Origin of the sequence: Spiroplasma eriocheiris (assembly GCF_001029265.1) — a bacterium.
Taxonomy (GTDB): domain Bacteria; phylum Bacillota_I; class Bacilli_A; order Mycoplasmatales; family Mycoplasmataceae; genus Spiroplasma; species Spiroplasma eriocheiris.
In genome coordinates this window covers 627143-650963 of sequence record NZ_CP011856.1, presented here as the reverse complement: position 1 = coordinate 650963, position 23821 = coordinate 627143, and the positions used below count along the sequence as shown (strand labels likewise).

The 23821-nt window shown below is 29.0% G+C and carries 17 protein-coding genes; 1 reads left to right on the top strand and 16 read right to left on the bottom strand.

Going from position 1 to position 23821, the window contains the following annotated elements; translation table 4 throughout:
- Positions 1-12: 12 nt before the first annotated feature.
- The 13 genes from SERIO_RS02950 to SERIO_RS02890 form a co-directional block, all read right to left on the bottom strand.
- Positions 13-1800 carry an AbgT family transporter gene (locus tag SERIO_RS02950; RefSeq protein ID WP_047791409.1) on the bottom strand — a complete coding sequence of 596 codons (1788 nt, stop codon included), beginning with the start codon at positions 1798-1800 and terminating at the stop codon, positions 13-15.
- A gap of 149 nt (positions 1801-1949) precedes the next feature.
- Positions 1950-3497, bottom strand: a complete 1548-nt coding sequence (locus SERIO_RS02945) for a hypothetical protein (RefSeq protein ID WP_047791408.1) — start codon at positions 3495-3497, stop codon at positions 1950-1952.
- A gap of 416 nt (positions 3498-3913) precedes the next feature.
- Complete coding sequence (locus tag SERIO_RS02940; protein WP_047791407.1) at positions 3914-4678, bottom strand: hypothetical protein; 765 nt, start codon at positions 4676-4678, stop codon at positions 3914-3916.
- Between the two features lie 224 nt (positions 4679-4902).
- On the bottom strand, positions 4903-5505 hold the full coding sequence (locus SERIO_RS02935; RefSeq protein ID WP_047791406.1) for an FMN-dependent NADH-azoreductase: 603 nt from the start codon (positions 5503-5505) through the stop codon (positions 4903-4905).
- Positions 5506-5677: 172 nt separating this feature from the next.
- The gene (locus SERIO_RS02930) at positions 5678-7540 is read right to left on the bottom strand and encodes a hypothetical protein (RefSeq protein ID WP_047791405.1); all 1863 of its coding nucleotides are present in this window, start codon (positions 7538-7540) and stop codon (positions 5678-5680) included.
- Between the two features lie 139 nt (positions 7541-7679).
- Positions 7680-8138, bottom strand: coding sequence for a GNAT family N-acetyltransferase (locus SERIO_RS02925; protein WP_047791404.1), 459 nt, complete (start codon positions 8136-8138; stop codon positions 7680-7682).
- A 64-nt stretch (positions 8139-8202) separates the two neighbouring features.
- Positions 8203-8352, bottom strand: coding sequence for a 50S ribosomal protein L33 (gene rpmG, locus SERIO_RS02920; protein ID WP_047791403.1), 150 nt, complete (start codon positions 8350-8352; stop codon positions 8203-8205).
- Between the two features lie 124 nt (positions 8353-8476).
- Positions 8477-9262: a hypothetical protein gene (locus SERIO_RS02915; protein WP_047791402.1), complete on the bottom strand. Its 786-nt coding sequence runs from the start codon at positions 9260-9262 to the stop codon at positions 8477-8479.
- On the bottom strand, positions 9207-10031 hold the full coding sequence (locus SERIO_RS02910; protein ID WP_047791401.1) for an ATP-binding cassette domain-containing protein: 825 nt from the start codon (positions 10029-10031) through the stop codon (positions 9207-9209). The genes SERIO_RS02915 and SERIO_RS02910 overlap by 56 nt, the downstream gene beginning before the upstream one ends.
- 84 nt (positions 10032-10115) lie before the next feature.
- Positions 10116-13232 carry a DNA topoisomerase IV subunit A gene (gene parC / locus SERIO_RS02905; RefSeq protein WP_047791400.1) on the bottom strand — a complete coding sequence of 1039 codons (3117 nt, stop codon included), beginning with the start codon at positions 13230-13232 and terminating at the stop codon, positions 10116-10118.
- Positions 13233-13251: 19 nt separating this feature from the next.
- The gene (locus SERIO_RS02900) at positions 13252-14154 is read right to left on the bottom strand and encodes a hypothetical protein (RefSeq protein WP_047791399.1); all 903 of its coding nucleotides are present in this window, start codon (positions 14152-14154) and stop codon (positions 13252-13254) included.
- Entirely contained in the window at positions 14154-16094 is a 1941-nt protein-coding gene (gene parE, locus SERIO_RS02895) for a DNA topoisomerase IV subunit B (protein WP_047791398.1), read from the bottom strand. Before parE ends, SERIO_RS02900 begins: the two co-directional genes overlap by 1 nt.
- A gap of 182 nt (positions 16095-16276) precedes the next feature.
- Entirely contained in the window at positions 16277-18196 is a 1920-nt protein-coding gene (locus SERIO_RS02890; RefSeq protein WP_047791397.1) for a lipoprotein, read from the bottom strand.
- Positions 18197-18514: 318 nt separating this feature from the next.
- Here SERIO_RS02890 and plsY point away from each other — a divergent pair, with 318 nt between their 5' ends.
- Positions 18515-19402, top strand: a complete 888-nt coding sequence (gene plsY, locus SERIO_RS02885) for a glycerol-3-phosphate 1-O-acyltransferase PlsY (protein WP_047791396.1) — start codon at positions 18515-18517, stop codon at positions 19400-19402.
- A 41-nt stretch (positions 19403-19443) separates the two neighbouring features.
- Here plsY and SERIO_RS02880 read toward each other — a convergent pair whose 3' ends face one another.
- From SERIO_RS02880 to SERIO_RS02870, 3 genes are all read right to left on the bottom strand, one after another.
- Positions 19444-19662 carry a YneF family protein gene (locus SERIO_RS02880; RefSeq protein WP_179945757.1) on the bottom strand — a complete coding sequence of 73 codons (219 nt, stop codon included), beginning with the start codon at positions 19660-19662 and terminating at the stop codon, positions 19444-19446.
- 188 nt (positions 19663-19850) lie between these two features.
- Positions 19851-20579 (bottom strand): hypothetical protein, encoded by a 729-nt coding sequence (locus tag SERIO_RS02875; protein WP_047791395.1) that lies wholly within the window; start codon positions 20577-20579, stop codon positions 19851-19853.
- Between the two features lie 20 nt (positions 20580-20599).
- The gene (locus SERIO_RS02870; RefSeq protein ID WP_047791394.1) at positions 20600-23806 is read right to left on the bottom strand and encodes a PQQ-binding-like beta-propeller repeat protein; all 3207 of its coding nucleotides are present in this window, start codon (positions 23804-23806) and stop codon (positions 20600-20602) included.
- Positions 23807-23821 lie beyond the last annotated feature (15 nt).

The window sequence follows — 23821 nt, the reverse complement described above, 5'->3', positions numbered from 1 at the left end:
TAGTCTAATATTTTAATTTAAATTGTAGGAAAAATGATTATTAATTTGTAATCCCCGTACTTGTCATAATGCTTTTGGATTCATGTTAACTCATTCACTGGCGCCAACTTTGACAATCGTTGCTGCAAAAGCTGATTGTTCAATGTAGATTGGACCATTAACTCCCACTGGAATTCCTAACGCAAACCAAATTAAGAAAATTGCGGTTGAACTAAGGAAGAAAAAGAATGAATAAGGAACCATCAATGACATCAAGGAACCAATTTTGAAATCAGCATGGTGTTCTTTTTTAATTCAGTTTTGACCATACATTAAAACTAATGGGAAATAGGTCATAATTGGGGAAATAATATTAGTAGCACTATCCCCAACCCGGTAAGCCATCACTGTTGCGGCGGGATGAATTCCTGCTTGTTCTAACGCAATCGCAAAGATAGGACCTAATACAAATCACTTAGCACTTAATGAACCCATAAATAAATTAATGAAAGCAATTAAGACCACAAAGATAAAAATTGTTAAGGTTGGATTAATTCCTTGAATCCCTTGTCCTAAGTAGTAAGCCCCCGCCATATCTAACTTTGTTTTACTTAGGGTCGCAATAAACTGTGACATTACCAAAAAGATTACTAAGGTACTAGCTGATCGTTTTAAACCAAAAGTTAAGGTTTCCGTAAAGTCATCTTTAGTTTTAAAAGTTTTTGCTGCATAACCATATGCTAACCCAATTCCTAAAAATAGAAATGCAATCACTAATACTAAATGGGGCAAAATGCTATACTGGTTAGCTAGGCCTGGCGCTTTCGCATTTAGTGCGGCACTAAATTCAGGATTGAACGGAGCATTAAACGGAGCGTAAGGAACGAACATCATTATTAAAGTAATTGCTAAATAAATTAATGTAAACCCGAGTACAAACCACATTCCGCGACGTTCTTCTTTTGTTAACTTGAACCGTTCTTGCTGAACCCCATTAATTTCAAATTCATCAATTGTTGCCATGTGGGCATAACGATTAATAATTCTTTTTTCAACAATTTTATCGGTTACAAATCATCCCACTAAAGTATAAATCGGTATTAATAACATTGTAAAGTATCAATTTGATAAAGCATTCATCACTTCTTTGTTAAAAAATGAATTTGTGGAAGAAGTTAATAAGAATTCACTTGAAGCTGGAATTAGGTTACCAGCAAACCCTGCGGATACTCCCGCAAACATGGCTACAATTCCGACAAGCGGATGACGGTTAGCTTTATAATATAATACCCCAGCCAAGGGAATTAAAATTAAATAACCAGCATCACTAGCAACCGAAGAAATACAACCAATTAAAATACAAACTGGCGTTAATAAAACTTTTGGCACTCGTGAGGCCATTTTTCGCAACGACACATCAATAAACCCGGATTTTTCCGCCACGGTAATACATAAGGTCGTAATTAAGACCACTCCAATAGTAACTAACCCGGTAAAATTAGTAATGAAATTAGTAAGTCATCAGATAATCCCTTCTCCACTAAATAAATTGAAAAACTTTAACTGATAAACTTTTTCAACTTGTTGATTTTCACGGACATAAATATTGTAAATTGTAATTCCTTCCGGAAATACAAAATGCAAGATCATCGCGAGAACCATAATAATTAAAGTTAAATAGATAAATAAATAAAATGGTTTTGGTAGTTTATTTCCTAACCATTCAATTCCGTTTAAAGTCTTATTTCCGATTTTCCCAAAACTAGCACTAAATTTTACTCGAAACTTAAGACTCCTCGCTTGCTCTGTTCTTTCTCTCATAGTTATTCCTCCTTATTTTAATAAAAAATATGTTAGTAAAAGTTTTAATTATTTTTATTTATAAATAAAATTATACTATATTTTTTTTATAATGCAAGATTTTTTTTATGCGGATGGTGGTCAGTAGTCAAAATAAATACTAACTTTTTTTATCTTTGCTCATCAGCTTTTTGTTCAAGTTCTATTTGTTTTAATAAATTTAATTGTTCTTGAACACTCAGATTTTTATCAATGTTTAATTTTTTTCTTAATGCAATTGAATTAACTGCCGAGGATTGTTCTTTCAATGAAACATAAGTTTTAGAAAAATTAGAATCGTTTTTAATCATTTCATCTAAATCAAAAAGTAATTCTTGCAGATGTTGATGGTATAAATTAAAATGGCAATTTCCCGCACGAGATATTTTATCATTAATTGCTGTAATTTTTTCGACAGTTAGTTCTTTCAATTCACTTGTTATACTATTTTGTTCTATATTCTTATTAACAAGACTATAAGAATTATCTTTTGGTAGTAAATGAGTAAAATTTATATAGTTAATTATGTTTGAATAATTTTCTTCAATCAAATTTATAAGTGTCGCAATAGAGAATTTAATTTCCTCTTTTTTTGTTAAAATCATTCAAGCATATCCAAAACCAGTATCATCCTTTTCATCAAGAAATTTTGAAATAATGTTATCAGGAACCTTATCTAAAAGAATATTATATAAATTATTTATTTTTTTTAATTGTGATTCCTTCATTTTATTTATATTTCCAAGGTATATATTTTGAAGATCTTTAATTGCAATATTAGGATATTTTTGATAAAAAATATTTCATTCTTCTAACATTGTTCTAATTAATTTATCATTTTCACAATTTAGGAAATATTTAGAAAAAAAACCTTGGTTATCATTATATCAATTTTTATATCTCTCTCTATTAAAATATGATTCTATTTTTTGATTAAAGTTACTTTTTTCATACAAAATATTAAAAAGAAGATTATTATTGGATGAATTTTTAGTTTTATCGATATTAGTTTCTTCTTTATTAACCTTCATATTCTTGATTAGTTCATTTTTTATTTTAGAATAATATTGATCAATTAGTCTTAACCGTTCTTCAATGGCTATTTTAAAATTTTCATCAAGTAATTTAAACTCTAAATTACTAATGATATCAATATCATTTAGTTCTTTTCCTATATCGGAATTTAATTTAACAATATTGAACATTAAACTTTCTATTTGTTTAGTATTAACATCATATGGTAATTGCTTTAATTGGTCATTGTTTTCATCATTGTTTCTTAATTTATTAATTCTGGTAATTAATTTATTAATTTCATCAATATATTTATTATGCTGATTTAAGAAAATTATTTTTTCACTTTTAATTAAAAAAGATAAAAAAGATCTTTCTTTTTTTCATAATTTTAAATCATCCAAAACCATAACTAAATTTTTAATTAAATTATTAATTTTAATTACTGCTTTTTTATTTAACTTAGGTTTTCCATTAACTTGTGAATTGGAAAATTTATTTTTTTCTATTAACTCTTTAATCTTTAAAACTAACGGATCGTTATTTTCATCTGATATTATTCTTGAAATTTTAGATAAAAAAATTTGAATATCCTCATTAATTGAGCTCAATATTTTTTGATATCTTATTTTTAGGCCTACTATTTTATTATTATTTTCTAACATAGTTTTAATTCCTTTCAAATTTAAAATAAAAATAATTTATTTAAGTTTTTCATTTTTTTTAAAGTAATTAATGGTAAGGTATCCATTAAATTATTTGATATTATTACTCATCATTAAGTAGAGGATTTTGTAGTATTTTCCCCTTTATAATGTATATAAAATTAAAAAACACCAATAAAACTAATAGTTTTAAATCCGGTGTTATTTACACTCAATTTTTAATTTTATATCTTTATTTTCACAAAAATAATTAAAAAAACAATTAATAATTTTAAACAAAATAAACATTAAAAAATTATTGTCTTAACTAACTAATTAAATTATTAAAAAAGATAAGTAATTATTTATTTTATCTCCTTTTTTTAATTTGAGTTTTTTATTAATTAATTATTTTTTAAAAAATAAATTAGTAGATTTTATCTTGCAATTGTTTGATCATATGATTTATTATTATCATTCTGTTTACTTTCTTGGTATAACCGTCTAATTTCTGAATATAATTCAATTTCTTTATATATAAAATTTTTTTTAATTTTAATTTCATTAATTTCAGTTATATAATTTTGAAGATCAAAAGGGTCAGCATTTTGATTAGTAACTCATTTTTCATTTCATTTAGATAATTTTTGCTTACATCATGTTTCAACATCTATTAATTCAATAATTTTTTTGTTTGCCCGGTCTTTCTCTTGCTTTAGAAAATCTTCGTAGATAAATTTGAAAATAAAATCTTTATATAAATTAATAACTTTAATTGCTTGGATTTTTTTAAGTAAAGGTTCACATTCATCAAAATATAATTTATAAAAAAATGTCTTTGTAAATTCAGGAGAATGTGTTGTTTTATTATGCAAATGAATTTGTAATTGCTCTGATAGTTTATTAAATTTTGTTTGAATATTTTTATTTCTATTTTTCTTAAATTGCGAAATTATTAATTTTTCATAATCTTGTTTTAGTTTAATTAATTCTTTTAATTTTATTACTAGTTCTTTAATTTTCTTATCATTTTTATAAAAAGATGATGTATTAAGTAAAAAGATTTCAAGGTCTAAGTTAAATAATTCTATTGCATTAAGAATATTTTTTTGAAATAATTCAATATTCATTAATTCCATTTTATACACTTTTACTTCCTTTAATAGTGGGCTTAAAATAATATTTAATTCTTCTATAGTCATTTAAATTCTTCCTTTCAAAATATTTTATAAAATTAAAAAACACCTTCATAAAATTATTAATTTTAACTTCGGTGTTATTTACACTCAATTTTAATTTTATATCTTTATTTTCTTAAACTTCTTGAAAAAAACAATTAATAATTTTAAACAAAATAAATATTAAAATCATTGTTTTAATAAGTTAACTACTTAACTTATAAAAAAACAGATAATTACTTATCTGTTTAAAATGTTTTAACTACTTTTTTAATTTGCTCATCATATTGATCAATTAATTCTTGGGGAGTTAAGGAACTAGTTGGAGCAACTTTTGTGCCAGCCACTAAAATTGGTTCATTTACTTTGGCTCCGACAAATTCTCAAGTTCCTTTTAAATATTCGGTATGATTACCTCAGGGGTATCATCCAAATGGTGCTCCTTGGGTTGTTAAAATTTGGACTGATAAATGGGGTAATAGTCCAATTGCATCCCCTTTTTTTGAATATTTATATGAAAAAGTTTTATTAGCAACTAAGACATGGTCTAAGTAGTTTTTCACTAACCCTGAAACATTAAAGTTATTCATTGGACAAGCCATAATAACTTTATTAACTTCTTTTAATTGGTTAATATACACATCAGAATCTTCTTCATTAAAATAAGTTGCAAAATTATCAACTGTTAATGTTTTTAAAGCCATTGGTGTTTTATTTAAATCTAAATGAATAATTTCATCATTTGGATTTAATTCTTGATAATGTTTAACAAAACGATGTGCCAATTCTTTTGAATATGATTTTTCATCTGAACTAACCGTTCCATAAATTACTAATACTTTTGTTGACATTGTAGTTCCTCCTTATTTATTGGTCTTTATTTTACCATAATTATAACTGAATCACCATTAATTAAGAGTGAGAAAACTTAAAAGTTTAGTAATTAGATTATATATTTTGATAAATAAACTTTATCTTAATCCTAATCTAGCAGTTCATGATAAAACAGTAAGTGTTACATTTTTATGATCTTGTTAAATTTTCTTCTAGTTCATTAAAACTTTCCTCACGAGCTTCTTCAGCAATTTCAATTTCTTCTTGAATTGTTGCTAGCCTTTGGTCAGTTGCTTTTTTATGACCATCAAATTCATCTTGATCAGGACGGTTATCAGTTGATGTTAAAGAATAAGTCCTTAATCGTGAAGGAATTTTTAAGATTTTTAATGGATGAGGTACAACTGGTTTTGTTAAAACTTCCCGGAAAAAGTTAAGCTCTTGAATTCTTGCCAAAATTGATTCAATTTCTGCTTTTGAGGTTTTGTCTTGTTCAGAAGTCTTAAGTGACTTCAAAATATTAAACAGATATTTCTTTTTAATCGCAATTTCTTGAATATTGTAATTAGCGAGACTTTCTGATAGTAAATCTATTTTAGTAAAGAAACCATCATTTCGAAAAGTTTTAAAAAATTTTAAAGCTGGATGATCACAATAGAATTTTTTATAAATGTTATGTTGACATTTTTTAATAATAGCATCAAAGGTTTCTAACAAACTTTCAAAATCATTTTTACTAATATTAGAATTTTTATAGCAATAAGTAATTTTTTCAATGGCTGGTTCAATAACAACTTTTAAAACAAGAGTTGGAATTTCCATATAAATTTCACGAAAAACAGGATCTTGTGCTTTATCATCACTATTCTCTAACAATTTTAAGAGGTCAATAATTAGAAATGTTTTTACTAATTCAATTGTTAAAGTATTGTCAAAACTATCCCCTGGGGGCGAACTCATTCTTGTTTTTTTAAATTCTCATAACCAATCTCGAATAACATTTTGGGGAATTAAGATTTTTTGTTTTATATTAGTTGCACTATTTGTAGTTTGAGTATAATTGGTTGTGGTCATTTGTTTATTTTCAGTTTGTCATTTTTTTTCACGAGCACCAGCATAAGATGCTTCCACCGCTGACTTTGAACTACCCGGAATAGGAAGCGGGATTGAAAAATTTGCCCCACCCTTAACTGTTGAAGTTGTAGTAGTTGCTGAAAGACGGGTATCAATTTTAGAATCAATTACCCCAAGATTTTCACCATGGGTAATGGCTAAATCTTGTTGCATAAAATATCACACAGGTTCATCTTCTTTTGCTAAATTTTCAATATAGGCAAGATCAAGTTTATCCTGCTCTGTTAATTGCTTTTCATCTAATAACCCATTTAATTTTTTATATAATAACTGAACAGCATTTTTATCCTGATCATTTGCATAATGAAAATTATTAATACTAATTTGTTTTCTAAAAAATTCTCATTCTTCTTGTAAAAAGTTGTCAAATAAACCATCTTTATTTAAAAATAGTGGTGCAATTTCGGGATGGTAGTAATTTTTAATTTTATTAAATAAATTATCAATTTCATATTCATCAATATTTAAAAATGGGGCCGAATCTCAAAAATTGGCTACTTGGTCAAGGATATCTTTAATCTCATTATCATTAATATGACGATATTGCTTTAATAAATTTCGGCGTTGATGAAGAGAAATATTTTCATCTTGTACTCAATCATTAATAATCTCTCGGCATAATCTATCAATATATTCTTGTCGTTTTTCAGGTGATATTTCTGCTAATTGTGCCTCAATTTTTTGGGGTAAATTTAAAAAAATATATTTAGTAATATTCTTTAAAAAATCTGCATCATTTTGTATTGATGCTAATTGTTGATATAAACCTCTTTGGTTGATGTCTCCATCCTCAACAGCTTCAAAATCAATTGTTGTTTCCACATATTCTTTTCCTAATCCAATTAAAGCTTGAATTAAAAAAGAGAAAAAATCTTCTTCTAGTTTTTCAAATTTTTTCAGGTTAACTGATATTTTCATCTTATGAACCTTTCTTTTTTGAAAACTATAATTTTTTATTAAATTTTATAAATTAAATAAAAAATGCCTAAAATAATAAAATATTTTAGACATTATATATGTTCTTCTATTTAATTTATTTATTAATTGTATCATATAATTAAAAATACTTTTTCATAAAAAAAGTAATAATTTTGCGATTATTTCATTCATAATAATGGCGTTTAATGGCATGATAATTGTTATTTTGAAAAAAAGCAACACTTGTTAAATAAGCATTCACACTAATTTCGAAAAATCCAGCCGCGAAAGCTGCTTGTTCAAGTAAGGCTAATAATTTCTTGGCAAAATGTCAATTTAAATACTGGTGATGAACATATAAATGCGTAATTTGATTGGTTATTTTATCATAAGCACCAAATGCTAATAATTTATTTTCAATAATAATTAAATAACATTGTTGCTGTTCTAGCACTTCATCAAAATTTTGGTGTAAAAAATAATCCTTAATTAACTCAAGTTCTTTAATTTTATAGTCTTGGTGGTCAATATGTGTTCAAGAATCGGTAATAAGATTAATAATTTCCTGACGGTCGGCAATGGTGGCTGGTCTAATCATACGGTTACCCTCTCTAACATCTATTTCTTTTAATTATATAAAAAAAAGACCTTAAAGGAAAGGTCTATTTTTTTTCTTTATGTAATGTATGAGCATTACAACGCGAACAATATTTTTTAAGTTCTAGTTTTTCTTGATGTTTTTTCTTATCACGTTTTGCAATGTAGTTTTCTTCTTTACATTGATCGCAACGTAAAATTATTCCTTCACGCATTTTTAATTTAACCTCATTTCTGAATATAATAATTTACTTGTCATTTTACAACATATATATAATAACAAAAATATTTAAAAAATAACATAGTAATTTTAAGTTTTTTCGCAAATAACAAGACCAATTAATTATCCCATTTAAATAGTCACAATGTTAAATAATAAAAGATAAACCCGATAATTGATAAACCAATAATAATGATAAAAAAAATGCCAATTCCTAATGAACTTGTAAAAATTTGTTGGTAATTATGCCCAAATAAGAGTGGAATTCATGAAGCTACTGCAAAGGAACCCCCAATAAAAATAACACTTAAGATCCCTGTTACTAAGGATTGAATGGTACGCGAATTAATTAAAACCACAGTGAACAGTAAAATCCCCATTACACAAAACATTGTAAAAATCGAAACAATAAAGAACAATAGTAAAGTTAGATCATAAATTAAACTAAAATCAAAGCCAAGTACGCCGACCGTAATCAAACTAGTTATTAAAACAAGGATGTCCGAAACCGCGACAAGAGTTACACAATATAAACTTGCCATTAGAATAAAACCAAAGGGTTTAATTCCTAACAAACCAATTCGTTTGTAGACTATCGAAACTTTTAAATCAATTAAAAAGCCAAGCATCATATACATCGAACAACTAGCAGCCGTGGCAATAAAGGAAATTCCAATTCCTAAACTAATTGAGCCAGCGGAAATCCGGGGGTTATTTAAAATAGCATCCAGGGTAATTCCAATCGGAATTAAAATCACCGCAATAACAAAAACAATTTTTTGACGTTTTAGATAATTTAGAAAGAAAAAATAAAGTGCAAAAATATTAACATTTTCTGTTACAAGGGACTTATTTATCTTTTTCTTTATCAATGTATTTTGCTCAACTTTTTGCTCATTTTTCATTGTGAAGTCCTTCCTGGTGGCTCGTATAATTTTGATTATAAGCGCCAATTTGGTATTCTTTAAATTTTGTTTTTACATATTTTTCCACACTACCATATTCAGTTACCACCGTGGCAACATCAACAGTATTAATTATTTTCCCATTAACCATAAAAATTAATGTTTTGCAAAATTGTTCAATCTCTTCCATATTATGGGAAATTAACAGCAGTCCCTTCTGGGGTTCTGTCAGAAAATCATTAATTAAATTATAAATTGTTTCTTTAATTTCTAAATCTAATCCGGTCGCTAACTCATCTAAAATAATTAAATCAGGATTAACAATCAGTGCTAACAAAATATTAATTTTTTGTTGTTGGCCACCTGATAACTTAGTAATATCTTTATTAATGATTTTTTCAATTTGTAAAGCTAATAAAATCTGGTAAATTTCTTTTGGCTTAATTGGAATCTTATAAGCTTTTAAATAAAGATTCATCAGATCAAAGCCAGTTATTCCCTTTGGATAACGTGACTCCTGAAGTTGCATTCCAATGCGCACTCCAAAGGGTTTACTCACCGTACCACTCGTTGGTTTTCGTAACTGTGCTAAAATTTCACAGAGTGTTGTTTTCCCGGTACCATTGGGACCAACAATACCAATGCGTTCACCACGTTTAACGGTTAAATTAATATGGTGGAGCACTTCTTGATGACGATATGATTTTGTTAAGTCAACTGCTTGTACTAAAATATCATCTGTTAATTGTTGGTTCTCAATATCTGCCATATTGGTCCTCCTTATTATAATTTAATTACATTTTATCATTATATTAAATAAAAAAGCACGGAAATTATGATTTACCTGCTTTTATTAATCATCATTATTTTTTAAAATATCATTAATACTAATTTGTAATTCCTTCGTTTCTTCAACTGCTAAATCATGTTTAAACTTATTTTTATCAACTTTGTCATGTGGTTCAACTTGAGATTCTCCTGCCGTTATTTTGGATGTTGATCCACCAGGATTAACTTTTTGTTGTTTTTGTTCAATCAATAATTCAACCGTTGTTTTTGCTTGGCGAATATCTACTTTGGGATGAAAACTAGTATCTTTGGTAGAATGTTGTGGTGGTTTTATATTTTTTACTTCCGGAGGAGCCTTTTTTTCCGCCGGATTTTTTTTAATAATTAATTTTGGAGATTCGGTCATCTTCATAATCTTGATACCTTCTTTTGAAGTTTTATTATTAGTTGAAGCTGATTTTAGAACATCCTTATTGGTTTCCCTATCCATATTTGGTTGAGAAGTTAATGAATTAGACTGGGGGGTTACAGTTTTGTTATTTGCTAATTTTTCTGTTGGTTGTTGAACGACAGAAGATAAATTTAGCGAAGCTGCTTGTGATTTTGATTTTACAAATGATTTTTGTTTTTGTTGTTTTTTCTTGCTCTTTGTTGATTTAATCACCACTTTGGTTGGAGGAACTACTTTTGATTTTGTTGTTGCTTTAATAGCCACAGGATCCTTGGCAAGCGAATTTGAATTATTATTAGTTGGCGGTGTATCACTAGTTGGAACATCTTTTAAATTATAATATTTAGGAATCGTAATATCATCAATATCTTCAATCCCTAAAGTTTCCAGAGGAGCTTCTAACTCTTGTAACGTAATCTTGTCAACATTAAACATTTCAATCTCATCATTTGGATGTAAAATATTCAACGTTTCTTTTTTATTAATAATAAATCCTCATTTAATTAACTGCTCTAGTTTTTTATTTGGTTTAAATAACCGTGTCCCCTTAATAGGACGGGTTGAAACTGGGAGTTCTTTTAAAGCAATTTTTTTAACCATATTTTGGTCAGTAATAAAGATAAGATTTTCTTTTTGACCATAACCAGCTCCTACTACTTCATCATCTTTTAGGTTAATTGATTTGACCCCGCTAGTACGTAACCCAAGACTGGGTATTTCTTGTTGTTTATATTTAACTGCAAAACCATTTTTGGTAAAAATGCTAACATATGGTTCATCTTTAACTAGTTGACTAGCAACTACTTCATCATCAGCTTTCAGGTTAATTGCTTTCATCGCTTTACTAATTCTAGTTGCTTCAAAGTCTAAGACCGGAACTTTTTTAATCATTCCATTTTTAGTGGCAATCATAATTGTGATATTAGGCTTATTAAAACTATCTAATAAATAACTAGCAACAATTTTTTCTTCTCCTGGCAATTCAGAAATAGTGTTAACATGTTCACCAATATCTTTAATTTTTGACATTTTTATTTTATAAACCGGGATAATTACATAATTTCCCTTTGATGTGATTAATAATATTTTATCTAATGTGTTCGCCGAAAAATTAGCAACCCATAAATCTAGTGGTTTGCGGTTAAATTCATCTGCTGTTATTTTTGCTAATTGACTATTATCTAATGCCTTTAAATAACCATCTCGTGAAACCCAAAGATTAACATCTTTTTCAATAATAGTTTCTGTTTTTTCAATTTCAATTAATTCAATATCATTTTCAATTACACTTTTACGGGGAGAAGGAAATTTATTTTTGATCAATTCTAGTTGTTCAACAATAACAGCTAATAATTTTGCTTCCTCAGCTAAGATTGCTTGTAAATTCTTAATTAAATTAGTTAACTCTTGTTGTTCTTTTTGTAATTGTAAAATATCAGTTGAAGTTAACCGGTACAATCTTAATTGAACAATTGCTTCCGCTTGAACTTGGGTAAATTTAAATTTCGCACATAAATTATTAATGGCATCCGTGCGGTCTTTTGAATGACGAATAATGGCAATTATTTCATCTAAAATACTAACCGCCTTAATAAGTCCTTCCACAATTTCTGCTCGTTTTTGGGCTTTGGCTAGTTCAAATTTACTACGGTTGGTAATAACTTCTTTTTGGTGGGTAATATAATAATCAATTAATTCTTTTAAGCCTAATAATTTTGGTTGTTTATTAGCAATGGCAACCACATTAAAATTATAAGATACTTGTAAATTAGTATTTTTTAGTAAATACTTCCGAACAGTATCATAATTGGCTTGTTTAGCTAATTCCACCACAATTCGTAAACCCGTACGGTCCGTTTCATCCCGTACTTCTTTAATATTTAACCCCGGTTCATTATATTTAATGTCATCAATTTTTTTAACTAAATCTTGTTTAACAACTTCATAAGGAATTTCAGTAATAACAATATTATTATCTTCATTTTCAATTTTACTGCGAATAATAATTTTTCCCCGTCCAGTCCGGTAAGCATCCAGAATTCCCGCTTTTCCCTGAATAATTCCCCCAGTTGGAAAATCAGGGCCCTTAATATATTTTGTTAATTCATTTAACTTACTATCGGGATTTTTAATCCTGTGAATTGTCGCATTAATAACCTCTTGTAAATTATGAGGAGGAATATTTGTTGCATAACCAGCGGCAATTCCGGTAGCACCATTAATTAATAAATTGGGAAACATTGCTGGTAAAATAGTTGGTTCGGTTTCTGAGTCATCAAAGTTTGGCGCAAATAAGACTGTTTCTTTATCAAGATCTTGTAATAAAAACCCGGCAATTTCACTTAACCGTGTTTCAGTATAACGCATCGCAGCGGCAGGATCACCATCAATGGATCCATTATTTCCGTGCATATCAATTAACGGATAGCGAACTTTTCAACTTTGGCTTAACCGCACCATGGCATCATAAACAGAAGTATCACCATGGGGATGATACTTCCCAATTACTTCCCCCACAATCCGCGCTGATTTTTTATAACTGGAATTAAAAGTTAGCCGGAGTTCATTCATTGCAAAAAGGATTCTTCGTTGAACCGGTTTTAAACCATCTCGCACATCGGGTAAAGCACGCTCTTGAATAATATATTTGGCATAGCGTGCAAAGCGATCTTCCATAATATCATTTAAAGTATAAACTAATTCATTATCTGTTTGTTTTTGATTACTCATCTTGCTGTTCCTTTCTGATTTATAAATGAGGATTAATAATTTTTTCAATTGTTATTTTTGAAAAAATTTCAAATCCAAAGGCGGTTAATTTTCATTGATCTTCTTGACGATAATAATTTAAAATTGGATTTTTAACATCTAAAATTAATGTACGAACAAATTGGAAGATTTTGTCATTAGTATAATAAAATTCATAAACTAATTTTAAACTATCTTGTAAAGCGAAAACATCATTTTTGTTAATTACAATTTGGTGACCGGGAGTTTGGTCTTCAACATTTTTAAAACAATATGTCAAAATTAACTCAGGAGTAGTTTTTGTTATTTCAAAATAATAATGTTTAAACCAGGCAATATTATGTAGTTTTGAACTAAGATTTTGTCCTTTGGCACTTCATTCTTTAATTTTCGTAGCTAACCGGTGTGGATCATCATTTAATAAATTATCCGGAAAGACTACTTCCCCCGCTGTTTTTAAATTAAATAATAAACCAGCTAAATCCCAATTAAAATATCTTAGTTGTAGTGCATTAGAACCTTGACTAAAAAATTTTTTCCCTACTTTTGTTAATAAATAAAGATTGGTGCTAGTTTCTAAGCGATACAAGCCCGAATGCTCATTAATACTTGTTTGAATAAAATTATTTTTTGCCAAAGTTTTTTCTAATAATAGTTTGCTAATGTAAAGCATCGTGTTTAAAGATTGGGGGTTATTTTTAGCAACTATGGTTTGAGCAATAATTTTATCTTGTTCACTACTACTCAAGTCAAATTTGCGATAAACAAAAACTTTTAACTCCGTAGTTGTTTCTTCATAACGCAAAAAATTTCACACAAAATTTTCATACTGGCTGGTGATCGCATTGACCTTATTAACATTATCAAGATTAATTTTAATATCAAAAACTATATTTTCCATCATTATTGTCCCACCACCGGTTGAAAGTCATCTTCTAAAGTAAACTTAACATTTTCATCAATTCAATCTTTCCGTTTTTTAGCATCATCCCCCATTAATGTTACAATTCGTTTTTCCGCAATTGCCGCATCATCAATTGTTACGGCAATTAACTGACGAGTTTCGGGATCCATTGTTGTTTCTCACAACTGTTCGGCGTTCATTTCTCCCAATCCTTTGTAACGTTGGAGTTCAAACTTATCTTTTAAATGTTTTAGTTTTGTTTTTAACTCATTTTCATCTCACGCATAACTAACTTTTTTAGTTTTTAAATTAGTAATTTTGAATAAGGGAGGTAAAGCAATGTAAACTCGTTTGTCTTCAATTAACGGACGCATAAAGCGGTAGAAAAATGTTAATAATAAAGTTTGAATGTGCGCTCCATCAGTATCCGCATCGGTCATAATAATGATTTTGCCATAGTTAGCATCTTCCAAATCAAAATTATTACCAAAACCAGCCCCAATAGCATGGATCATTAAATTAATTTCTTCATTATTCATTAAATCTTGTAATTTTGCTTTTTCCGCATTAATAACTTTTCCACGTAGTGAAAGAATGGCTTGAAATTTCCGGTCACGCCCTGATTTTGCGCTCCCTCCGGCTGAATCCCCTTCCACTAAAAATAATTCATTAACCTTTTTATTTTTATTTTGGGCAGGAGTTAATTTTCCCGTTAATAACCGTTCACTATTAGATTTTCGCTTATTACCTCGTGCTGCTTCCCGAGCTTTGCGAGCCTCTTCTTTAGCAGTACGAGCTAATAAAGCTTTTTCAATAATTGCATAGGCATTTGTTTTATTTTCTAACATTCAAAATTGCATTTGTTTAGCAACAATATTTTCAACTGCTGTTTTGGCATCACTAGTTCCTAATTTTCCTTTGGTTTGGCCCTCATATTGGATTAAACTTTCCGGGATTTTTACTGAAATAATTGCTGTTAATCCTTCTCGAGTGTCCGTTGAATCTAAGTTCTTATCTTTTTCTTTTAATAAACCTTCTTTACGGGCATACTCATTAATAACTTTTGTTAATCCCGTACGAAAACCAACCACATGACTTCCCCCATCACTGGTTTTAACATTATTAGCAAAACTTAATAAGTTTTCATTAAATTCAGTTGAATATTGTAAAGCAATTTCAACATCAATGTCTTTTTCAATTCCTTTAAAGGTAATAATTGGGGTAATTGGTTTTTTCCCCTCATTCATATAAGTAATGAACTCTTCTAACCCATTATTAAATAAATACTCAACATACTTATCCGTGCGTTCATCTTGGAGTGTAATTTTTAACCCACTATTTAAAAATGCTGATTCGCGAATTCGTTCTGAGATTGTTGAAAATGAAAAATCAATTACTTTAAATATTTCGGGATCAGGCACAAAATAAACGGTTGTTCCCGTTGTTGCTGTCGAACCAATGGTAGTTAATTTTTGGGCTAATTTCCCCCCATTATTAAATTTAATGTTACTAATTTTTTTGTCTCGATAAATTGTGACATCAAATTCACTTGATAAAGCATTAACAACTGAAGAACCAACCCCATGGAGACCTCCCGATGTTTTATAACCATCACCACCAAATTTTCCCCCAGCATGTAAAACTGAAAAAATAACCTCAGGGGTTGATTTCCCACTCGCATGTTTACCAATGGGAACTCCCCGTCCATTATCTTTCACCGTAATACCATTATTTTTATGTATTATAATATTAATTTCACTAGCAAATCCAGCTAATGCTTCATCAATTGAGTTATCAACAATTTCTCAAACTAAATGATGTAATCCCCGAATATCAGTTGAACCAATATACATTCCTGGTCGTTTCCGAACAGCATCTAACCCTTCTAGGACTTGAATTGAAGATTCATCATAATGTAAAGCTTTGTTATTATTGTCCATTGTTTATCCCACCTTTATTAAGTATTTGATAATCCTTAATATCATACAATAATATCCCCAGTTTTACAAATAAAGATTAAAATAATTTATTTTTATAAAGAAAAAAACATCTGTAATAAAGTTAGTCATAAATTCATTAACTAGTAAACTTTATCTTAGATGTTTTTTTTAAAATAATTTAATTATTTTTTTGTAACATTTACCTTAAATTTAGGTGTTTCGCCTGTTGCTTTAACACTTTTTGCTTTAACACTAAACTCAAATGATGATAATTCAACTGGAGTTTTACCAACAACAATTTGGTTTAACCCTTCAATAGTATAATCTGTGTCAATAGTTAATCCTGACAATGCTGAAGTTCCTTTAACAGCATTAGTAATTGCTATTTGTAAAGCAGTAACATCCCCCGCAACACTCTTATCACCTGGAATTGTTTGAGTGGGAACTGTAATTGTTACTTTGGTTAAATCAACAGCAACCGCTGCTTTTGTAACATTTACACTAAATTTAGGTGTTTCACCAATAATCTTAGTACTTTTTGCTTTTACTGAAAATTTCATAGCTGATAATTCAACTGGAGTTTTACCAACAACAATTTGGTTTAACCCTTCAATAGTATAATCTGTGTCAATAGTTAATCCTGACAATGCTGAAGTTCCTTTAACAGCATTAGTAATTGCTATTTGTAAAGCAGTAACATCCCCCGCAACACTCTTATCACCTGGAATTGTTTGAGTGGGAACTGTAATTGTTACTTTGGTTAAATCAACAGCAACCGCTGCTTTTGTAACATTTACACTAAATTTAGGTGTTTCACCAATAATCTTAGTACTTTTTGCTTTTACTGAAAATTTCATAGCTGATAATTCAACTGGAGTTTTACCAACAACAATTTGGTTTAACCCTTCAATAGTATAATCTGTGTCAATAGTTAATCCTGACAATGCTGAAGTTCCTTTAACAGCATTAGTAATTGCTATTTGTAAAGCAGTAACATCCCCCGCAACACTCTTATCACCTGGAATTGTTTGAGTGGGAACTGTAATTGTTACTTTGGTTAAATCAACAGCAACAGCTGCTTTTGTAACATTTACCTTAAATTTAGGTGTTCCGCCTGTTGCTTTAACACTTTTTGCTTTAACACTAAACTCAAATGATGATAATTCAACCGGAGTTTTACCAACAACAATTTGGTTTAACCCTTCAATAGTATAATCTGTGTCAATAGTTAATCCTGACAATGCTGAAGTTCCTTTAACAGCATTAGTAATTGCTATTTGTAAAGCAGTAACATCCCCCGCAACACTCTTATCACCTGGAATTGTTTGAGTGGGAACTGTAATTGTTACTTTGGTTAAATCAACAGCAACCGCTGCTTTTGTAACATTTACACTAAATTTAGGTGTTTCACCAATAATCTTAGTACTTTTTGCTTTTACTGAAAATTTCATAGCTGATAATTCAGTTGGAGTTTTACCAACAACAATTTGGTTTAACCCTTCAATAGTATAATCTGTGTCAATAGTTAATCCTGACAATGCTGAAGTTCCTTTAACAGCATTAGTAATTGCTGTTTGTAAAGCAGTAACATCCCCCGCAACACTCTTATCACCTGGAATTGTTTGAGCGGGAACTGTAATTGTTACTTTGGTTAAATCAACAACTACTTGGTCAGTTACTGTTAAGTTAACTTTTAAACTCCCTTTTAACTCTGAACCACTTAAGGCTTTAACGACAATAATAAGTTGATCACCTTTTTTAAACTCACTATTATGAGTAGTAAATTCAGCATTATTTTTATCTAACACATTAACTTGTAGCTTAGGTCCTGTTAATTTGCTTACTTTTGAAATTGATTTTAAAGTGTCAATTACTGCACTATTAATAGCTTTATAAGCAGCGGTGTTTTCGCCAGCAGCTTTATTAGATGTTTTAGCAATGGCGTTAGTTACTGCTAGGGCAATTTCTTTCTTATGGGCTTCACTATATGAAGATAAATTTTTTACATCTTCTTTTTTGTCTTCCTTGTTACATGCGACGACTGATGAAGCACCAGTGGCTGTCAATCCAATTGCGCCTAAAATCGCTAATAATTTCTTCACTATTTTCTTCCTCACTTTAGTTTAATTAATCAATTAGGAAAATATACAAAATAAACAACTATTTTTGTTTTGACAAATTACTATTTAATAATTGCCTATTTCATATGTCTTTTCCATATTTGTATTCTATTAAAAAAAAAAAAAAAAACAATTTATTTCTTTTGATTCAGAAAAATTATTACTTATTCTTGATAATTATTGACAAAATTACGACAATCTTAATTTTTTACAAAAAATATTGCTATTCAAGATTTATCTAGGATATTCATTAAAAATACTTTCATTTAGGTTATAATAGTTTAAGAGGTGTTTAAGTTAATGAATCTATATGGTTATATTGGCACAATCATTGCATGTATTTTAGCTTATCTAATTGGTTCTTTTAGTTGATCAATTTTTATTGGTAAGTTCTTTTTTAAAGTTGATGTCAGAGAATATCATTCCAAAAACGCCGGAGCGACTAATACTAGTCGGGTGTTAGGAAAAAAATGAGGATTTGTAATTATGTTTTTAGACATGCTAAAAATAACACTTGTCATGTTTATTACCTTGGGTATTAGTTGTATTACCATCGACGATGTTAATTTCGGCTCAACTAGTTATTATGTTCCAACATTTTTTGTTTTATTAGGTCATTGTTATCCAATTTATTATAAATTTAAAGGAGGAAAAACAGTTTCTTCGTTTTTAGGATTATTATGAATGACTAACCCTTATTATTTCTTAATTGCGGCGGTAGTCTGATGAGTAGTCTTTTTCATTTGAAGAAGAGTATCATTATCTTCAATTCTAAGTGCAATTATGGTCGGGGCGTTATGTTGAATTCCCCAACTAAGTGGTATCAATGTAATTAACTTTGATGGCCAGTTATTAAAGGATAGTAACTTAGTTTGGTTTAACCAATTTCACAATCTTAATTATGATAATTATTATGATAGTCTTGCCTTAATTAATATTATGGTTTTACTAGGAGTTATTTTATTAGTCTTTCGACACCATGAAAATATTAAACGATTATGAACAGGGCAAGAAAAAAAATATGATATCCATAAAAAAGCCGATATTAATAAACTAAAAAAACTAGAAATGGCCACAAAAAGTGACAAAATTAATCAACAAATTGAAACTAGTAAGTTAAAACAAGCGGAATTAACCAAAGAAATTAATGATTTAAAAAAATCAAAAAACAAACCGAAAAAAAATTAAAAAAATGTTAATTTTATTAACATTTTTTTAATTCTATAGCATTACTTTGCCCTTTTCATTGAGTTCATAACTTTTTTAATATCAGCTTCTGAAGGTTTTCTTCCCATTTGCATATACATAGCACGAATTTGTTTTTCTGTAATTGGGGGATTATCACGTAATTGTTTTTGAACAATTTTTTTTGTAATAATAAATCCTAATACCCCACCAATGATTAAACAACCAATCCCTATTATTAAGCCTGCTCATCATGGTATCATATGATTAATTTACCTCCTCTAGTCGTAATTTATGTCAATTTATCAATAAAACTAATAATTATTAATAAGAATATTAGTTATCTACAATATTTTAACATAATTAAGAATTTTATTGAAAAAATTTCATAACTTCTCCTAACTTTTTCAGCAAATTAATCCTGCCAGTTATTGTTCAAAAGATTATTTTTTTAATTAATTTGTTTTGCCTTTACACTAATGGTAATCAATGCTTCGCCAAAATAATTTTTAGTATTATTGGCATTAATATCAATTTTCATTGGGTGGTACTGCCCATCATATTGTAATTTATCGGTTGTTGTTAAGTAAATATTGGGGTCTTGTAATGCTGCTTTTAAATCAGGGTTTAAATTAGGAATGGCACTAATAATTGCACTAACTAAGGTTGATGAATTAGTATCACTAATTTCAGCTTTATTGTCTAAAAATTCGCCCCCATCTTGAGAAATATCAATAATACTTGTCGCAATTGACATTGTTACAACTGCTGTACCTTGGTAATTTGTGGTGTCACTAGCATCAATAATAATTTTTAAAGATTGATATTGACCATTATAAATTAAATGGTCATTAGTTTTTATCACCACATGGTTATCATTTAACACTTGCAAAAGATCAGGTTTTAAAGTAGCAATTGTTTTTAAAGCTAATAATAACTGATCTTGGGAAGTATTTACAACTTTAGCTTTGCTACTAGTATAATCACCCCCATCTTGGGAAATATTAATCCGGTGGTCAACATGCTGATGAGTTTTTACTCAATATTCATAGATTTGCCATCCCCCAATGCCGGTTCCCGCTAATAAAACTGTTCCAATAATAGATCAAATAATTATTTTCTTCTTACTTTTTTTGCCCGGCGTTGCTAGCGTGCTTTGGTATTGAATTGCTTTTTTCATGTTATTCCTTCTTTCTAATTTTAATAAGTTTGTTCAAATAAATAACCTTCTTGGTAACCAACCCATAAGTTACCATTAATAAGTGAAATTGTTGTTACGTTAATACTTTCAACTTGTGATTTTCAGTTATTCTGAGAACTATAAATTTTATTTTGGCAACGTAAATAAATGGCATCGTTATTAACTAAAATTTGACTAATTGATGATCCTACTTTAACAATGGGTTGGTTAATTTGTTTAAAGTTATAGAGATTACCATCGTTAGTTCAAATTAAAAAACTATCTTGATAATTAACGAGTAGTGCAGACGTAATCGTTTTTTGAAAATTATAAATTTGGTGATAGTCAAAGTTTGTCGGATTATATTGTAAAAGACTCCCTTGACTCATAAGAACATACCAATGATTATCATTTCCGGCTAAAAAGCCAACTCCCATCTCGCCATCAGTTGGGAACTTTGTTTGGGTATGCTTTGTTGTATTATAAATTCCAAAATTCGTAACAATGACATCATCATTATTAATAATGCCAGCATATAACATTCGCGAACAATATAAATTATTATCAAAAATATCTGTTGTTCAATCCGAAGATAAAAACTCTTGAACCTGGGAAATTGTAAAGCCAGGATTAATTATTACAACATGTAAAATATTATTTTGATCAAAATACATATTACCTAGAATATTATTAGTTGTATGATAATTAGCAAGCGGCTTTGTTCAATCATCAGAGCAATAGATTGTTCCTTGCAGGGTTCCCACATAAATTTTGTTGTTATTAACTAAAATTTTACTAATTGAATTTTTTAAATTGGCAAGTTTTGTTCAGCTTTGATCTTGTTGTTGATAAAGATCACCCGTGGCAGTTCCAACATAAGTAATTTTATTAAAATTAGTAATTGTTTCAACAGCACTGTTAAATTTTGCTCGTTGTTGTCCATTAAAATTAGCCCAAATGGTAACGCTTGTTTTTCCATAAAACTGGGCTGTATTACCCGCATTAATATTAATGGTAATTTTTTTACCAGTAAAATTAGTGGGATTATCGGAAGAAGAAATTTGAATGTGGGGATCTTTAATTGCGGTTAATAGGGTTTGCTTAATTCCAAAGTTTTTTAACTGCTCTAAACCCGCTACTAGTTGTTCTTGACTAGTATCTTGTAAAAAAATAACATTTTGGTATTGTGAATAATCACCACCATCATTGGTAATATCTGTTTTATTGGATTGCATTAAAATTTTAACATGAGCAGTTCCTTCATATTGTTTGGTATATTGGGCATTAATATTAATCTTAATTGGATGTGGTTTGTTATCAACTTGGAATGGGGAATCAGAAGTAACAATCACTTGGGGATCTTTAATGGCCGCTAAGATATCCTTGTTCACAATTGTTGGTCCCAACTGGTTTAAAGCAGCAATTAATGTGTTAGCATTTAAATCATTTCCAATCGTAACATGTTGATTAGTATAATCCTCATCCTTGGTAATATCAATTTTAGTAGACTTCATCATTATTGAAACAACAGCTTGGCCGGTATAATTTGGGATCGCAAGGACAATAATTTTAATATCAATTTTATGGGCAAGACCATCATGGTTAAGCACAGAGTCAGTTGTTACTTTAATTCCAGACTGGTCAAGCAAATAAAGTAAAGTAGGATTAAGACCAGAAACTTGTTTTAATGCTGCAATCAATTCATTTGGTTTGGTATCTGGTTCACTAACTGCTGGTTGAAAAGTTAAATCTTGGTTTAAATTAGAAATATCAATGATTCCGTTTTTTGCTTGTAATTTAACTAGTAATATTCCCATATAATTTTTTGTTGCATTGGCATCGACAGTAATATCAATTTCACTTGACTGATTATTAGGAAGCAACGATGAAGATGTTGAAACAAGAATATTTGGATCATTAACCGCAGTGGCTAAGTTTGGATCAACACCCTCAACATTTTGAATTAAGTAAATTAGATTATGATGGGTTAAATCACCAACTACAACCGGCGGGCTAGTTAAATAATTACCATTAATATTACTAATATTAATTTTTGTAGCGATAAAATAAGCACTAACTAGTAATGTGCCCTGAAATTGTTTTGTTTGATTAGCATCCAGGGTAAAATGAATTAAGTGCGAGCGCCCATCAGAAATTAATGTTGGTGGAGTAATGTCATTAATTTTTAACTGGTCCTCGCTAAGGACACTAACTAGGTTAGGATTTAAATTAGGAATTGTTTGCAGGGCATTAATAATATTCTGATTGGTTAAACTTGCAATTTTTAAGGGTGCTAAATTACTAAAGTTACCATCCAAATTAGTAATATCAAACTTTGCTGCACGAACTGCTAAGGTAACATTCGTAATCCCCTGGAATTGTTTGGTATGGGTGGCATTAGCCGTAATACTTATTAAATGATATCCCCCATCATATAACAAATGATCACTAGTTGTTAACACCGTGGCAGGATCATTAAGAGCAGTTAATAAATCGGGATTCAATTCACTAATTTGTTGCACTGCGGTTGTTAGTTGGTCCGAAGAAGTGTTATTAATAGTTACCCTTACATTGGGAAAATAACCCCCATCTTGGGAAATATCAATACGATTAGTAGCATTAGCTGTTGGACTATTAAGATATTGATATATTTGTCAACCTCCCAGACCGATTCCTGCTAAGATTACTAGTAAAACCACAATTAAAATAATAAATTTATGATGGTAATTTTTTAATAATTCTTGTAACTGACTATGATATTCATCTTCAATTTCTGGATAAAAAACATCTGGGTCACGAAGATCAACATTATTTTTAATGGTTGTAACCAGTTGATGTTGGGAAGGTGGAATAATGGTTGGTAAATGGTTTTCAGTAACAGTGAGAGCAAGGGACGGTTGAGCATTAGGAATATGGAAACTTTTGGAAAAGGTCTGGGCTGATAAATAAACAATTTTATTAATAACATTTGGCTTAATTTTATTGTTACAATATAAATTTTTTTTATTAAATAACCCATAATAAATATCTCGACAGCGAAATACTAAAAATGGTTGAATATCATTATCCATTGTTGAATCAAAATTAGTTTCAGTTTTAATTGGTAATAATTGTAGTTTTTTAATCAACAAGGGATTTTCTTTTTTAATTGTTTTTAATAAATTCTGTAAGCGCTTCTTACAATTATTACAAATAACGATATGAGGTTGTTGATCAGTATTATTCATTGTATATCCTCCTTT